This is a genomic window from Maribacter sp. IgM3_T14_3 (assembly GCF_049603095.1).
Classification (GTDB): Bacteria; Bacteroidota; Bacteroidia; order Flavobacteriales; family Flavobacteriaceae; genus Maribacter.
On the sequence record NZ_CP187138.1, the window covers coordinates 4,751,289 to 4,767,828 of the forward strand.

General features: G+C 32.7%; 11 protein-coding genes and 1 pseudogene. 5 read left to right on the forward strand and 7 right to left on the reverse strand.

Annotation, left to right across the window (positions count from 1 at the left end; translation table 11 throughout):
* Nucleotides 1-457 precede the first annotated feature (457 nt).
* From ACPF9A_RS21000 to ACPF9A_RS21025, 6 genes and pseudogenes are all read right to left on the reverse strand, one after another.
* Nucleotides 458-883, reverse strand: a complete 426-nt coding sequence (locus ACPF9A_RS21000) for a hypothetical protein (RefSeq protein WP_424000169.1) — start codon at nt 881-883, stop codon at nt 458-460.
* A gap of 60 nt (nt 884-943) precedes the next feature.
* A complete protein-coding gene (locus ACPF9A_RS21005; RefSeq protein WP_424000171.1) occupies nt 944-2,329 on the reverse strand; it encodes a hypothetical protein in 1,386 nt (461 codons plus the stop codon).
* 308 nt (nt 2,330-2,637) lie between these two features.
* The gene (locus ACPF9A_RS21010; protein ID WP_424000173.1) at nt 2,638-3,264 is read right to left on the reverse strand and encodes a hypothetical protein; all 627 of its coding nucleotides are present in this window, start codon (nt 3,262-3,264) and stop codon (nt 2,638-2,640) included.
* A gap of 8 nt (nt 3,265-3,272) precedes the next feature.
* The gene (locus ACPF9A_RS21015) at nt 3,273-3,458 is read right to left on the reverse strand and encodes a YHYH protein (protein WP_424000175.1); all 186 of its coding nucleotides are present in this window, start codon (nt 3,456-3,458) and stop codon (nt 3,273-3,275) included.
* Nucleotides 3,436-3,558: pseudogene (locus ACPF9A_RS21020) on the reverse strand (YHYH protein); the annotation flags it as partial. The gene ACPF9A_RS21015 and the pseudogene ACPF9A_RS21020, both read right to left, overlap by 23 nt.
* 37 nt (nt 3,559-3,595) lie before the next feature.
* Nucleotides 3,596-4,291: a hypothetical protein gene (locus ACPF9A_RS21025; RefSeq protein ID WP_424000177.1), complete on the reverse strand. Its 696-nt coding sequence runs from the start codon at nt 4,289-4,291 to the stop codon at nt 3,596-3,598.
* Nucleotides 4,292-4,443: 152 nt separating this feature from the next.
* Between ACPF9A_RS21025 and ACPF9A_RS21030 the strand changes: the two genes are divergently transcribed.
* On the forward strand, nt 4,444-5,193 hold the full coding sequence (locus tag ACPF9A_RS21030; RefSeq protein WP_424000179.1) for a LytR/AlgR family response regulator transcription factor: 750 nt from the start codon (nt 4,444-4,446) through the stop codon (nt 5,191-5,193).
* Between the two features lie 202 nt (nt 5,194-5,395).
* On the opposite strand, the gene ACPF9A_RS21035 is transcribed toward ACPF9A_RS21030, so the two are convergent.
* Entirely contained in the window at nt 5,396-9,445 is a 4,050-nt protein-coding gene (locus tag ACPF9A_RS21035) for an immunoglobulin-like domain-containing protein (RefSeq protein WP_424000181.1), read from the reverse strand.
* A 1,164-nt stretch (nt 9,446-10,609) separates the two neighbouring features.
* Between ACPF9A_RS21035 and ACPF9A_RS21040 the strand changes: the two genes are divergently transcribed.
* From ACPF9A_RS21040 to ACPF9A_RS21055, 4 genes are all read left to right on the forward strand, one after another.
* On the forward strand, nt 10,610-12,268 hold the full coding sequence (locus ACPF9A_RS21040; protein ID WP_424000183.1) for a hypothetical protein: 1,659 nt from the start codon (nt 10,610-10,612) through the stop codon (nt 12,266-12,268).
* Nucleotides 12,269-12,359: 91 nt separating this feature from the next.
* Nucleotides 12,360-12,629 carry a hypothetical protein gene (locus ACPF9A_RS21045; protein ID WP_424000185.1) on the forward strand — a complete coding sequence of 90 codons (270 nt, stop codon included), beginning with the start codon at nt 12,360-12,362 and terminating at the stop codon, nt 12,627-12,629.
* A 225-nt stretch (nt 12,630-12,854) separates the two neighbouring features.
* Nucleotides 12,855-14,105: a putative phage abortive infection protein gene (locus ACPF9A_RS21050; protein ID WP_424000187.1), complete on the forward strand. Its 1,251-nt coding sequence runs from the start codon at nt 12,855-12,857 to the stop codon at nt 14,103-14,105.
* A gap of 6 nt (nt 14,106-14,111) precedes the next feature.
* Nucleotides 14,112-16,469: a DUF262 domain-containing protein gene (locus ACPF9A_RS21055; protein WP_424000189.1), complete on the forward strand. Its 2,358-nt coding sequence runs from the start codon at nt 14,112-14,114 to the stop codon at nt 16,467-16,469.
* The last annotated feature ends 71 nt before the right edge of the window (nt 16,470-16,540 follow it).

The window sequence follows — 16,540 nt, forward strand, 5'->3', positions numbered from 1 at the left end:
TGCTTTGGTAAACGGCATTAAATATGAAGGTCTGTGAGATCTTTATATTTTTGAGCTGGTTTGTGCGCGGGGAAATTTGTTACAATCTTCTTTTATTTTTTTCTTTCTAAAAACTTTCTTCAAAAAGGTAATGGAACACTCTTTGCCCGAAACGACTAGCAGTAGAGTAGGGGAATGTGTGTGGAATGGGATTGTCAGAATTAATTTGTAATAATATAATTTGAACTTACATTTAAAATTAAGGCAATTAAAACCGGACCTAAAACTAAAAAGAAAGATGGTAACTTGATAAAAGAAGAAGAGACAACACGAATACACCAGGTAACAAACCTTCGTTAAAACTAAGGAAGTCAACTAATGATAATTAGTTAATCTACAATGAAATGTTAATTAGAAGTTGACCATATGGCAATTTGACATAATATATCATTGTTCCGTGTTATTTTACTTTGCTTTTTTAACCTCCTCCAGTTATACCATTCAATAACAGCGCAAAAATGGTTTGATGATGTCCGTTTTGAGCAAATGCATCAATTTTTAAATCCATCTTATCAAACGCCTCTGGTAGTTTTGAGCTAATGAATTTAAAATCGGTCTGATGACTTCCTAGCTTTATACCGCCATCTAAAATCGCAATAGCGGTAGTATTGATATTCAATTCGAAATGCTTTTTAATGTAATCAACCGCTAATTTTTTATAGTCTTCCTTAGATATTTTTTCCAAATCTTGTTTTGAATAAAACGCTACCATAGCATGGTGCAAACCAGCTTGACTAAGGCTAACGTTCAAAATAGCAAAGTCGGTTTTAACATCCATATTGTTCATTACTGATAATGGATTATGAGCAATAGTAATTTTAAAGGTTAAAAAATAAAGGGTCATTCAAAACTATTGCTTATGAATGACCCTTTATTTATCGTATTTATAAATTATTAGTGCAGATTAGTCGCAATCTTGCTCCAAGCCTATAAAAGAATTGCCTTTTTGCAATAAAAGTGCTTCTGCGCCACATTCAGCAACTTCCCACTCGCCAATATAATTAGCCAATGTTGCGCTTAAGTTATTGAAGGTAACTAACCCATTAGCCACTTCCCAATATCCTTCGTCAACAACAACACCGTTATCGTTATAGACGTGAATGTTCTGGTTAGAAAAATCAATGGTTAAGTTCTGCACAGTTTCATCAGACACATCGGTCGTGTTCCACTTACAAGTTGAAAGGTAATCTACAATCTGCTCATCAGTACAAGCGGTTTCTGCAACTACGGTACAATCTTGCTCCAAGCCTATAAAAGAATTGCCTTTTTGCAATAAAAGTGCTTCTGCGCCACATTCAGCAACTTCCCACTCGCCAATATAATTAGCCAATGTTGCGCTTAAGTTATTGAAGGTAACTAACCCATTAGCCACTTCCCAATATCCTTCGTCAACAACAACACCGTTATCGTTATAGACGTGAATGTTCTGGTTAGAAAAATCAATGGTTAAGTTCTGCACAGTTTCATCAGACACATCGGTCGTGTTCCACTTACAAGTTGAAAGGTAATCTACAATCTGCTCATCAGTACAAGCGGTTTCTGCAACTACGGTACAATCTTGCTCCAAGCCTATAAAAGAATTGCCTTTTTGCAATAAAAGTGCTTCTGCGCCACATTCAGCAACTTCCCACTCGCCAATATAATTAGCCAATGTTGCGCTTAAGTTATTGAAGGTAACTAACCCATTAGCCACTTCCCAATATCCTTCGTCAACAACAACACCGTTATCGTTATAGACGTGAATGTTCTGGTTAGAAAAATCAATGGTTAAGTTCTGCACAGTTTCATCAGACACATCGGTCGTGTTCCACTTACAAGTTGAAAGGTAATCTACAATCTGCTCATCAGTACAAGCGGTTTCTGCAACTACGGTACAATCTTGCTCCAAGCCTATAAAAGAATTGCCTTTTTGCAATAAAAGTGCTTCTGCGCCACATTCAGCAACTTCCCACTCGCCAATATAATTAGCCAATGTTGCGCTTAAGTTATTGAAGGTAACTAACCCATTAGCCACTTCCCAATATCCTTCGTCAACAACAACACCGTTATCGTTATAGACGTGAATGTTCTGGTTAGAAAAATCAATGGTTAAGTTCTGCACAGTTTCATCAGACACATCGGTCGTGTTCCACTTACAAGTTGAAAGGTAATCTACAATCTGCTCATCAGTACAAGCGGTTTCTACCGCGAGTTCTAAGTCATTATCAATTTCTGTAACGTTATCTAATTCACAAGAAATATTACTCAAACAAAATAACAAAAAAAGAATTGGGGAAATAAAATGTTTCATAATAATTAAATTTAATTAAGGTTTTTTTATTCATAACATATAGCAACGTAAATAACCTACCAATTATTCTAAAAACTCGATTAATGGTATAAAATTTTAGGTGATTTACTAGATAAACGATTATATAGGTCCTTAGCTATTGTTTACTAAACACCAATAAATATTTATGATATTTTAGCCTTAAAATGTTTTATTGGTAGGGTAAAATATCAAAACAAAAAAACTGAACACTAAATTATTTTAGTGCTCAGTTAGCTTTTAAAACCTTTAATAATACTAAAGTTTACTATTACAAAACAAGATAAACCTCAATTCGATAATTGTATTTTGGTATTTGGTTTAAGAATTTTCCAAGCTTTTCTGAAAAGTATGAGCACAGGAATAATCAATAAAAACCAGAGATAATTTTTATTAAAATTTTCATTTTGGGTAATCATGCTATCATTATTAATCGCTATTGTAGCTGAATATTCATTATTTTTCCTTAAAACCACTTTGCTCGTTATACCATTCAATAAAAGCGCAAAAATGGTTTGATGATGTCCGTTTTGAGCAAATGCATCAATTTTTAAATCCATCTTATCAAACGCCTCTGGTAGTTTTGAGCTAATGAATTTAAAATCGGTCTGATGACTTCCTAGCTTTATGCCGCCATCTAAAATCGCAATAGCGGTAGTATTGATATTCAATTCGAAATGCTTTTTAATGTAATCAACCGCTAATTTTTTATAGTCTTCCTTAGATATTTTTTCCAAATCTTGTTTTGAATAAAACGCTACCATAGCATGGTGCAAACCAGCTTGACTAAGGCTAACGTTCAAAATAGCAAAGTCGGTTTTAACATCCATATAGTACATTGCTGATAATGGATTATGAGCAAAAGCCATTTTGGAGATTAAAAAATAGAGGACAAAGAGAAAGCGTATCTTTTTCATAACCAATTTTAATTAGATACGAAATAATCGGTAACGGCAACTCCTTTAAGACAATCTGGAGCGTTTGGAGCAAGACTATTGCTGGCAACGTAATGGTAAGTTCCATCAGGAAACTCCGTAGTAGCTGCTATTGTTCCTCTACAATCATCCAAATCTGTAGGTTCAACATCATTATGCATATATAGGGTATCCATCTATGGCAAATCCTATTAATTGGGTGCCAGACGCTTGTTGTGGAACCGATGTGCAGGACACTTCGGTTATACCATATGTATCTAAAACTTTATTCATGGTTTCAGGAAAGAAATGTAAGTGGTACCATCCTGCTGGATCAGGATGACCACCACAGGGGTCTTAATGCCGGAATGTTTCCTCCTTCAATACCGCGTCCAGGGCCGTCATATATAGATGGCGGATCTCCTGCAATTGGAATGCCATCTAAAGACAACCCTACCAAATCAAAATCAGTGGTACTTATTACATTATTAGAAGAGGCCATTTTTGGAGAAGCTGGGATAATGTAAGTTACATTTACTTCTACATCTGCAACACCATTTCCACCTAAACAATATTTCCAATCATCCCTTTGCTCAGAATCAGCATCATGAACTTCACCTGTTTCATTATCAATAATATCAAACCCATCGACCTCCATAGCTTCAAACAATGCTCTAGTTACCACCTGAAAACCGGTACTGCTGGTTCCATCGTAAATAGTAAGACTTACAGTGTCATCTGCATATTCGGGACAATAAGGTCCCTGAGTAACGTTAGCAGGGTTCGCAGAAAAAGTAATCTGATAACATTCTGTCACAGTTCCGTCTTCCAAGGTACAATCAATTTTCTCGAAAGAGGTTAACGGTGTTGCGTTAAAAAAAGATTCTTGAATCAATTCATCCCCGGTAACAACTTCTTCCTCCTCTTCTCCATTATCGCTGGTACTGCATCCATTACACGCAATGAAAGTTAACACACAAAAGGCCAACCCAATCGTGGTAAATAGTATTCTTATTTGTTCAAATTTCATATTTATTAGTATTTAAATTATTAAAACTAAAAAAGCTACACCGACTAGCTACATCTATTCATAAAATTAAGGGTTTAAGGCTTAGATAAAATTATTATCGGCATTATTCAACCAAACTCACTTAGATATCAATTAAAATTAGTTTTACAACAATGAAATTAAAGTTTGCAAGAAATTTGAAATGTTTGGTAGTAGATGATGAGTCTTTGGCAAGGGTACTTTTGAAGGAGTATATCAGCCATTTTTCATTTTTAGAATTGATTGGGGAATGCAAGAACCCCTTTCAGGCGATTGAAATCATCAATAGACAACATATTGATCTTATCTTTCTAGATATTCAGATGCCAGAAATCTCTGGGTTGGATTTTCTAAGGTCCAATAGTCACAAGACCCATGTGATTATTACAACGGCCTATCCGGAACATGCTTTGGAAGGGTATAATCTAAATGTGATAGACTATCTGGTAAAACCCTTCGGTTTAGAACGTTTTATGCAGGCCATCACCAAATTTCAAAATTATTTTCAACTTTCCACTACAGATTCGACTGGCACTATAACGACCGCTGGTAAGGACCAAAGATTAGAATACATTAAAGTATATTCCGATCATAAGACCTATAGATTGAACACGAAAGATATCCAATATATACAAGGTATGAGGGAGTATGTTGCTTTTCACATGTCTAATCAAAAGAGAATCCTCTCGCTCATGTCGCTAAAAAAATTGGAGGACCAACTCCCAAATCAATCGTTTGTAAGAATTCACAAATCGTACATTATATCTATCCAAAAGGCTACCATTTTAGAAGGGAAAAATCTTTATATCAACGACACAAAAATCCCCATAGGTCCATCTTACTATGATGCTGTCGTCAATGTTTTTATGGGTGAATCAAAGTAATACTGCTTTGAGATTATGTGGTTGAAAAATGAAACAATAAAAATTATAATACCAGCGCGCCATCTAATACTTAATCAGTTCTTAACTATATTTGGAAAACGGGTTTAACGATATAAAGTCGGACTTGTTGAAATTTTTTTACACAAAATTTTGGATACTTTATTTAAAAATACCATAGATGATGGATACAGTTATTTGTATTCTATTTTTTTATGATTTTCTTGTTCAAAATAACCTTGTTATTCTTATCTAATAATATGACATAATAAACACCATCACTAAGAAAATTAAGATCTAAATTCATATGGCTTTTATTTACAGTACTATTCTTAGTTACTATAATTTTACCAAGAATATCAACAATTTTAACCAAAAAAACATCATCCGTATCTTCCGCTAGCAAGATGTTAATAGATTCTATAAATGGATTTGGGTATAATAGTATTGCTTTTTCTTTAGCAGCTTCTTGAATTATTGATATCGTTTTTGTTATTCCTCCTCCTGTAATTCTAATTTCTCCTAAACGCTGTTCTGGAATTGTATTTTCAGTAACAAGTATATTAATCTCCCCATCGTTATCTCCTCTTTCTTGGTTTATAAATATCCATTCAGAATCTGTTGTGATTTGCCAATAAATATTGGAAGTAATAGACAGCGTCTGTGTGCTTTTTATCGCTTCAAAAATATTAAGCTCTGCTAATTCAAGTATGACCTCAAAAGGTTTTTCCACTACATTTACGGTTCTGGTTACCTCCGTAGCCCTATTTCCTGTAGCATCAGTTGTGTTATAGGTAATTGTATATGTCCCAACAGCATCCGTAAAATCTGTTGCATCAATTACTACGGCAGAACCATCATCGGTTGTGGCTCCCAATTCTGTATAGCCATCACCCAATTCAACTGTTTGCGGATTGTCTCCTGTAAGTGTGATTACTGGGGCGGTAATATCGGTTTCTATAACATTTACGGTTCTGGTCACCTCGACTGCCTTATTTCCTGCAGCATCAGTTGTGTTATAGGTAATTGTATATGTCCCAACAGCATCCGTAAAATCTGTTGCATCAATTACTACGGCAGAACCATCATCGGTTGTGGCTCCCAATTCTGTATAGCCATCACCCAATTCAACTGTTTGCGGATTGTCTCCTGTAAGTGTGATTACTGGGGCGGTAATATCGGTTTCTATGACATTTACGGTTCTGGTTACCTCGACTGCCTTATTTCCTGCAGCATCAGTTGTGTTATAGGTAATTGTATATGTCCCAACAGCATCCGTAAAATCTGTTGCATCAATTACTACGGCAGAACCATCATCGGTTGTGGCTCCCAATTCTGTATAGCCATCACCCAATTCAACTGTTTGCGGATTGTCTCCTGTAAGTGTGATTACTGGGGCGGTAATATCGGTTTCTATGACATTTACGGTTCTGGTCACCTCGACTGCCTTATTTCCTGCAGCATCAGTTGTGTTATAGGTAATTGTATATGTCCCAACAGCATCCGTAAAATCTGTTGCATCAATTACTACGGCAGAACCATCATCGGTTGTGGCTCCCAATTCTGTATAGCCATCACCCAATTCAACTGTTTGCGGATTGTCTCCTGTAAGTGTGATTACTGGGGCGGTAATATCGGTTTCTATAACATTTACGGTTCTGGTCACCTCGACTGCCTTATTTCCTGCAGCATCAGTTGTGTTATAGGTAATTGTATATGTCCCAACAGCATCCGTAAAATCTGTTGCATCAATTACTACGGCAGAACCATCATCGGTTGTGGCTCCCAATTCTGTATAGCCATCACCCAATTCAACTGTTTGCGGATTGTCTCCTGTAAGTGTGATTACTGGGGCGGTAATATCGGTTTCTATGACATTTACGGTTCTGGTTACCTCGACTGCCTTATTTCCTGCAGCATCAGTTGTGTTATAGGTAATTGTATATGTCCCAACAGCATCCGTAAAATCTGTTGCATCAATTACTACGGCAGAACCATCATCGGTTGTGGCTCCCAATTCTGTATAGCCATCACCCAATTCAACTGTTTGCGGATTGTCTCCTGTAAGTGTGATTACTGGGGCGGTAATATCCACAAGATAGGTTTTCGTTGCTGTTGTTAGCACGTTTATGCTGGCATTAATAGTTTGGTCAGCATCGTTTAACAAATCGGCTGCTACGATATCTATGGAGAATAATCCGCTAGCAGCAACCGCTACTTTATAACTTACATCATTAATAATAAGATATACAAAATCTCCATCTGTAAAATCTCCTGACACGGTGCCTGTTAAGGTAATAGTATTTAAAACTTCTGTACTATTTAAAATATTATCATCCGTAATATCATTTAAGGTTATAACTGTATTGCAACTATTTATGCTAGTTTGAAATCCGTATAACACCCTTTCTCGCATGGCATACTTTCGATTGTTTAGTTGCTCAAAACTTTCTGCTAGTTCAGTATACCACTGATAATCAATATTTAAAAGTCCATAGTTTACTTGTTCTGTTACATTAGTTCCATCAGCACCAGTATCATAACCATCATTAAATTTGAACCAATGGTGGCCAATACAATTAGGGTCTTTCATAATGTTATAGACCCAGTTTTCAAAAAATGTAGCTCGGTCATCTTGAGTTTCTACAACCCACCCTGCACCATTACTATTGGTAAACCCTGTGTCTTCTGCTTTTGTATAATACTCTGTGGTCATCCAAGGAATATCCGTTAGGTCTGCCCATAATTCGGTCAACTCCTCTATTGGCTCCCAGTACCTGTAATAGTTAATAGACAAAACATCAACATATTTAGCGGCTGCTTTAATTACGGGTTCTCTAAAACGTACGTTACCGTTTATACGCGTTCCTAAATTTAAATGATTAGGATCTGCACTCTTTAAAGCAGCTGATATTACTGAAAAGTACTGCTCAGCAACTAAGCCAACATACTCTAAATTATCGTCTTCTGTAGCTTGACTGTTTGCATACCCCACACCGTATTTGTCTACCATAAATTGGTCTGCTTTTTGAAACTGAGGGTTTGTAGAAGGTAGGTCTAGAGCATCATCTAATTGTGTGCTAGAAAACTTAAGTTCGTTATCTAAAAAATAGCCAATTACGTAAGGATCGTTTAGAAACTCAGTAACATACCCATTAATTTCGTCTTGTATGCGTTCTTCGAAATCATCTTCCCACACTGGTAAAACATCGGCATCATAGGCCTCTTCTGCAGTAACACTGCCGTTTTTGTATAGTCTCAAGACATTTAACCTAGGGGTATAGGCGATATCATCATAAACATAATCGGAAAAGGATCCAATGGTATTTATACCCAAATCTTTTAAATCATTAGGTAGGTCTAGATTATTATAACCGGTAACATTTTCATACTGACTTATTCTTGCTTCTCGCACGCTATTGATACCTGCACTATAAAACAAGTTTCCGTCTGGATCTACAAAGTGCCAGACACCATCAATTTTTTGTGTTCTAAAATAGCCAGTAGATCCATAATTACTGTTACAGGTAATTAAACCGCCGTATTTATCTACTTCATCTTCATAAGTATTATTGCGATTCATTACTTGGGCATCCCAAGTAGTTTCATCTTCGGGTTCTTCGCCTTCTAATACTACAGCTGTTGTTTCTGTAAAATTAAAGATAGCCATGTCTATTGCTATATGATCATAGCCCAACAATTGAGGTCGTAATGTAATATTGGTATTTTCTTTGGAGGCAAAAGTTTGACTGGGGCTGGTAATGAAATCAGAATAAAGTAAAAACACAGCATTATCACCGTTATTTTTCATTTCATTAACGTATGCTGTAACATCGTAATACAAAATATCGCCATCCTTTAAACCTCCATGATAAATGCTATTCGTATTGCTTGGTTGGGAATTCCAAGTTAAAGTATTTTCGTCAATATCCGTGTTAAGAGATTTTAATGATATGGCTATATTGGAACTGTTGGTAGAACTTAGTTTAAGTAATACTTGAGGATAATTTTCAGTAAAATCCTCAACATCAAAAGAAAGGTAACCATTTCGGTCTCCATTCCCTGTGCTGGATTTTTTAATTTTGAGTTCCGATTCTCCTCCGTAATTACTGGTAGGATTTTGGAATTCTGTATAAGCATCGTTTGAAGGATAAACTATATCTTGAGCCCGTGTCAAAAGACTAAGAGAGAAGAAAAATAAAAAAGTGGTGTACTTCTTATTTTTCAAAAATGTTTTAATGGATTTGTAATTCATAACAATTTTAAATAAAGTAGGTACGCTTAATGCTTTTTTAAAATATGTAACTCTTTAACTTTAGTTCAAAATAAATATTGCATTTTAAACATGACCCAGACAATTCTTTTTTCAAGATTTGGGAACCTTAGAATCGCTAACAAATTTCAACTACAATATTTTATTCAACAACAAAAGTAATTGCTCATTTTCATATTCTGGTTTGCTTTTCGATGAAAAGCATTAGTTATTAGGCAATTGACAACAATTGTATCTAAAATTAGGAGAGCACGAGATAACAAGGATACACCAGGGAACACACCATCATTAAAGCCACCTAAACGTAAGAAAAAGTAAGTCAATTTCTATTTGACATAATGTTACGAGTACTTAAAGAAAAGCTTTAATTAGGACGAGAGGTTAGCAAGGGCTAAGAATTTTGCTCGCAGAGAAAATTTTAGCTGTTGCGGCAAGCTGCCGAGAATGCTCTAGAAAAAAATTAGACGTACAATTTATCGAATACGAGAATTTTGAAAGAATCTAAAAGGTTAGCTTTTTTTGGCGCTGGCCAAGCGTTGGCAAATTGTGTTTTAAAATGAACGCCATTTAGCGTTTATTTTAAAAAAGCAATCCAGCGGTTGGCTGTGCGGCAATTTTACATAACGGCTAATTATGGAACAAATGAAAATATGCGTCGCAGACACCGCTTAAAAAAAGTTTATGACCCTGTTGTAGGTTTTAATCAATTCTCAGAGTTTCAGGGATATTTTACATAATATCATTATAGCTAACAAACGGGATGTTCCTTAAAAACTACAATGCGCTATTTTTGTTCTATAATGTCTTGCGTTATGACACTTTGCTTGGGCAAAGCAAAGTAGTTGGTACTATATTTTCTTTAAATTTTTATTCTAAATAGTTCTTCTTGAAAGGTAATGGAACACTTATTATGCGAACCGACTGTAGGAGGAGAGTGTAATGTGTGTGAAATGGTATTTTACTACATTTTTTAATCAATTACAGAAAATTGTAATTGTATTCTTGTTAATATTTTTTATATTTAGATTCCTCAAAAATTCAACACCTACATTATTCTTCCCCCTTTAGATTTTTAAAAATACCTAACAATGGGTATTTCATTACCAAAATTAGTTTGAGATTTTTACCAAACCATAAAATCGACCAATGAAAAAATCAACCGTATTTCTAGTATTTTTTTTCTTTTTATCAACTATTACTTTTTCACAAGAATTCCAAACTGCTCTCGTCAATACAGAACTTAAACTAGATAGTGGTGAAATTCCTGATAACCTCATAATGAAGGCATCACAAGATGAAAATGGATTCACAAAAATTATAGTAACCGAAAATGAAGAGGAAAAAGCTAAAATATTACTTAAACCATTTGGATATCAATTATTTAAAACAAAATTAGTCCATAATTTATTTCCGACTCTTGGGTTAAATTTAAGCGCTCAAAATGATGAGTATCTCACAAAATTATACGCAGATATTTCTTCATATTTTTTTACTGTTAATGAACGACCTCAAGCAGCTACAATCTCTTTATTGGATAAAGTGCCTGTCTATATTTACGGGAAATATATTTCTGATTCAAATGAAAATGAGAAGCCTAAATTTTTAAGAACAAAAATAGGAGATTTAAAAAATCCTAAAATAAACATATCTTTTTATTCAGGGTTCGTTGAGAAAATTGAAGTTACCGGAAAAATAAACAACGTTGATATTACCTTGGCTAATGAATATTCTATAGGTGTCTCATCAAAAAAGAATATTGAAGATTTTAGTACTGTTAGACTATTTAGTTATTATAGTTATGAAATAGGGACCAAGAAAAATGGACCCAAAACACCATCTAATCTTACCGATTATCAGTCAGATGAAATTATAGACGGTCAAGAATATACCGTTACTGTACAAAAACAGAATAAATCAGAAGAAATAAAAAACAATTTTAAACTTGATGAGAATATTAAATCAAAGTTCTTTGTTTATCTAGATGATTTAATAAAGTATGAAAGAATAATTGACGTTAACGCAAATGATATAAGCCCTGATAAGCAAAAAATAACCCTTGATAAACAGCAGCGTTCGTCAAAACTTTACAGGGAAGAATCTACAAAAATAATTGAAGCTGTTATTTATTCAGATTTAATGGGAGCGCTAGATGATGATAATCCAAATGGAACCATTCAAACTGAAGTAAATAAAAAATTTAATATAAAAACTAAGCGCAGAGATTTATTTGGTGGTGGTGGCGGTATGCTTGAATATTTAGATGCTAGTGTTCTTTTATCCAAGATTGAAGAAGATGACAAGTATTTGTTGCCGACAGACAATCAATTTGGATTACTTGATTTGTTTAGGCAAAGAAATTTTTCAGCAGGAGGACTTTTAAACGTAGGTACACATGAAAACCAAAACTTGAAATTGAATATATTTTATGAAAGTGGCGTAAAATTTTCTCGAAGTGGATATAAGTTGACTGAAGAAGGAGAAGAAAAAAATGCAAATTCCATTGAATGGGTTCATCAGTTAAAAATACATTTGTTTCCAGAAAAGAGATACGGATTGATTTTTCGAAATAAGCTATTTTATTATGAAATCTTAGATAATAATTCTGATTTTATTTCTCTCTTAGACAAGAAAAAAGATTGGCTCAATATAATGGAGTTATCCGCTTATCTAGATATTGGAACGTCTGCTAAAGTATTCGTTAGATATGCTTTAGTTCATGAATTAAGTGATTTCAATAACAATTTCTCAAGATTTCAAATAGGAACTTCTTTCTTTTTCTTGCAAAAAAATAGAAAAGACAAATAGTACAATGTTTAACAATCTCATTGATAGGAGGGAAGGCAATGTATGTGGAAGGGTATTTTACTACACATTTTTAATTTTTTGCTAAAAAAACATGAGCCTTCTAAATAAAATATTGTGTGCTACTCTTGGGATTACCGGTATTTTTGCTGGCTGGCTGTGCACCTCTTTTCTGTTTGTATTGAATGATGCACTAGGCCATTTTAGCTCGTTTTTCTTTCCATTCCTTTTTCTTTTTCTAGGATTCATTGCGAAAGAATATGGTACTCAGATTTCGATAGGTATTAAGAATAAATTCTTTTTTGGCGGTATGTTAATCGGAATTACTGCCTATGCATTTACCGAATTCATTTGGAATCTATAACTTTTCAACTGTTTAATTGCCTTTCGCTGAGTCTACTGGACAAAAGAAGCAAGGTTTTAAGCAAGGGTTATTTAGTTATTTTTTTAATTGTCCGAAAAACAGGGATGCCTTCAGGAGTGTAATGTGTGTGGAATGGTATTTTACTACAAATTTTTATTTTCCTAACGGTTTTCCGTAATTGATTACTTGTTAATTTTATCTATATTTAAATTTATATATTTTATAATGGAAACATCAGAATTGCAGGATAAGACTAAAACAATAAGAATAATTATAATACCCAGTATTATAGCTTTAGTCCTAGCAGTAATCCTATTTCTATGGCAACGTAACTTCTTTGATTTTAATGCTACTGTAGATGCTTCGATGTTGGGAACTTTAGGGGATTTTGTAGGTGGTGTAATTGGTTCAATTTGGGCCTTAGTAGGAGTTATTTTGTTTTATCTAGCACTAAAAGAACAAAGAAGAGATATTGCTACTAATCAAAGAGCTCTTGCTAAACAAATTGAAGCATTAGAAATACAAACCAAAGAGTTTAGTCTACAGAAAGATGAACTAATTGAATCAAGAAAAGTATTTATTGAACAATCGAAAACATTAAAAAAACAGCAATTCGAATCTACATTTTTTTCCATGTTAAAAATGTACACCGATAACATTAGAATCTTGAATTCAAGATATTCTAATGGAGAAGATTATTTTATTGAATTTGTGAAGAATTTATCAGCAAAAGTTAATATAACTAGTATACCACTAGATAATCATAAGGAATCTGTAGAAGCTTACAATGAGTTGTTTTTTGATTGTAAAGATGATATTTCCCATTATTTTAGAATAGTATATAGACTGGTGAAATTTATAGATAATAGCCCTATGGCTGAAGATGATAAAACGTTGTACTCCAAAATATTACGCTCCCAGTTTTCTGAAAAAGAATTACTCGTTCTTTACTACAATTCTTATACAGTTTTTGGAACTAAATTTTATCCTTTAATATTGAAATATAATTTATTAAAGCACTTACCTAATGATTCTAAAATTGAGTTTAAAAAGTTAATCTGCAATAAGGTTAAAATGGATTTCAATAGAGTTTTATTAGTTCAGGAAATATCAAATTATATCAAGTTATATTTTAAAGAGTATAAACAATTGATGAAACAGGAGGAAATAAACGAAGAAGATTTTCCTCTTGAGAGGTCCTTAAAGATTAAGGATTCTTCAATGATAATTCAAATAATAGCCGATGAATTAACAGAAATGAAAATTTCATTCATTAACATAAAGGAAGATTTGATAAAGACTAAATATAATTTAGATTTAAATGAATTTTTAGAGTATATATTACATCATTTATACCATAAATTTGTTTTTTCTACTTATAATGATATTGAAGAACTAGACTTTAAAATCACAGAAAACCTAGATTCAAACAACGTCACATATTTAATTACAAGTAATAAAGGAGTTTCACTATAAATAGTTATGGATAAGAATTTAATAACACCTCAATTATCTCAAAAAGAGTTTGAAAGTATTTTCAAAAACAATATGAAAATAACTTCATATTCTATGTCGATAAAGACTCTTTTTAGTAATAGGATGCAAAAAAAGATTAACTACAATCCCTATTATCAACGAAATTATGTTTGGGATAGAGCGAAAGCTTCTTTTTTTATTGAGAGCATCTTACTTGGGACGGATATACCTCCATTAATCTTCTTTAATTCTGGAGGTAAAATAGAGGTAATTGATGGTAGGCAAAGATTTGAGACTATTAAAAAGTTTAAGGAAGGTGATTTATCCTTAAATATTAAAGGTCTTTTGGAATTACCACAATTAAAAAACAAGTCTTTTAACAAACTTGATAATGATATAAAAAGTATTTTCGAAGACGTTAAAATAAGAATTTTCGAGTTTGAAGTAATTAATGAACCTAAATTATCTGAATACATTGAAGATAAAATTAAAAAAGAAATATTCAGAAGATACAATTCCGGAATAACAGCTTTAAACACCTCTGAAATTGACAACGCTGTTTATGATGACGATAAAATAACTAATGAGTTTAAAAAAATCCTTAAAACTAATAAAGAATTAACCTCTAGAATTACTGAGACTTTCCTTGGCAAGAAATTTAAAGATAAGAGTATTGACTTTTCAAAAATTTTGCAGTTATTGAGAAAGCATTTTGTTTTGACTAGTTTTCCTATTTCTCATTATGCAAGGACAACAAATAGACAAACCACGCTTAAGCTCCTATATGATTTTGTTCAAGAAAATAAAATCGTAGATTCTTCTTTAATTATAGATTTTTTTGAAAATCTGAAATTAGTACTTTCTTTAAAAGACTATTTTCAAAAAAATGGTCTTGAGGGTAATAAAACTTTATACGAATGTATTCTATGGGCTATTTGCATATTGAAAATAGAAGTTAAACCAGAGATAAAAAAGTTTACTGAAGAGGATAAAAAGAAACTACTCAATCATTATATAAATAATAAAGAGACGTATAATACAGATTTTTATCATTATTACAGAGAAATAATTAATCGATTTACAGATACTGCTAATATTTTTGAAAGTATATTTTCTTTCGATTATAGTGACTATATAAGAGATGAAAATTTTACTGAAAAAGTAAAATCTTTGAAGCAGAGTGAAAATCAAGCCAAATTAAAATTGGATGAACTTTCATCATTAAGAGTTAATAAGCCAGACCCTTCATTCATTCCTGTTGAAGAGTTAATCAATGATTTAGAAACAAAAAGGTATTTAATTAGGCCAACTTATCAAAGGCAAGAAAGAATTAATGAATACAAAGCTTCTGCAATAATAGAAAGTATCATTTTAGGGATATATCTACCACCAATATTTATTTATAAGAACAAGAACGGTATTAAAGAAGTCATTGATGGTCAACAAAGAATATTGTCAATTTTAGGCTATTTAGGCAAGCAATATCTCAATGAAAATAATAAACTGGTTTTTTCAAAAAACAATAATTATAAACTACGTGGGTTAAAAGTTATAAAAGAAATTAACGGTTTAAGATATACTGATTTAGATGAAGATGAATACCAAGAAAAGATTTTAGACTTTAAATTACAATTAATTGAAATTGATAGCTCCATAAATGAAAATTTTCAACCAGTAGACTTATTTATTAGATTAAATAATAAGCCATATCCGATTAAAGAAAACTCATTTGAAATGTGGAATTCTTTTGCGGATAAAGAAACAATTAAGTTAATAAGAGAAATAACTCAAAAATATGTTTCATGGTTCTACATTAAGAGTACAGATAAAAAGTATTACGTCGATAGAATGGAGAATGATGAGTTATTGACAATACTAGCTTACATAAATTACAATAATAAGTATAGAAAAGATTACAATACTATAGGTTATTACAATAGAAAGGATAAAATAACTGGAAGAATAGGTGACAAGAAAGATGTGTCCAGTATTATTGAAAGACTATCTGTTGATGCAATTATGAAAGATAATTTCATTGAATGTATAAATGAGATTGAAATCTTTATACAATTGTTATCGAAAATTTTAGGAGAGGTAAATTTGAAGGAAAAATTGAATTCTCTTTTTAAATTGGGTAAGGCAAAAAGGTCATTAATTTATTTCTATTTACTTTATGACTTATTGCAAAATATTCCAGTAGAAAAGGCTCAGCTAATACAATTTACGGATTTAGACAATGACATTTCACTTTTATCTTCGATTTTAAAAAATACCGAACAAGATATTATCGATGATGATTACAGAAGGAATTTCTTACTTGTAAAAGAAAAATTGATTTTAAAATATCAAAGCTTAGCTAGTTGATTATTTTTTTTGGCCTAAGAGAATTTTGGCAAAGCAATAGGCGAGGGGAGCGGCCATATTCTAGACTTCTA

Coding starts and splice junctions, on each gene's coding strand:
- ACPF9A_RS21035 (WP_424000181.1), bottom strand. CDS start 9,445: ATGAATTACAAATCCATTAAAACATTTTTGAAAAATAAGAAGTACACC.
- ACPF9A_RS21040 (WP_424000183.1), top strand. CDS start 10,610: ATGAAAAAATCAACCGTATTTCTAGTATTTTTTTTCTTTTTATCAACT.
- ACPF9A_RS21055 (WP_424000189.1), top strand. CDS start 14,112: ATGGATAAGAATTTAATAACACCTCAATTATCTCAAAAAGAGTTTGAA.
- ACPF9A_RS21050 (WP_424000187.1), top strand. CDS start 12,855: ATGGAAACATCAGAATTGCAGGATAAGACTAAAACAATAAGAATAATT.
- ACPF9A_RS21005 (WP_424000171.1), bottom strand. CDS start 2,329: ATGAAACATTTTATTTCCCCAATTCTTTTTTTGTTATTTTGTTTGAGT.
- ACPF9A_RS21010 (WP_424000173.1), bottom strand. CDS start 3,264: ATGAAAAAGATACGCTTTCTCTTTGTCCTCTATTTTTTAATCTCCAAA.
- ACPF9A_RS21030 (WP_424000179.1), top strand. CDS start 4,444: ATGAAATTAAAGTTTGCAAGAAATTTGAAATGTTTGGTAGTAGATGAT.
- ACPF9A_RS21015 (WP_424000175.1), bottom strand. CDS start 3,458: ATGGATACCCTATATATGCATAATGATGTTGAACCTACAGATTTGGAT.
- ACPF9A_RS21000 (WP_424000169.1), bottom strand. CDS start 883: ATGACCCTTTATTTTTTAACCTTTAAAATTACTATTGCTCATAATCCA.
- ACPF9A_RS21025 (WP_424000177.1), bottom strand. CDS start 4,291: ATGAAATTTGAACAAATAAGAATACTATTTACCACGATTGGGTTGGCC.
- ACPF9A_RS21045 (WP_424000185.1), top strand. CDS start 12,360: ATGAGCCTTCTAAATAAAATATTGTGTGCTACTCTTGGGATTACCGGT.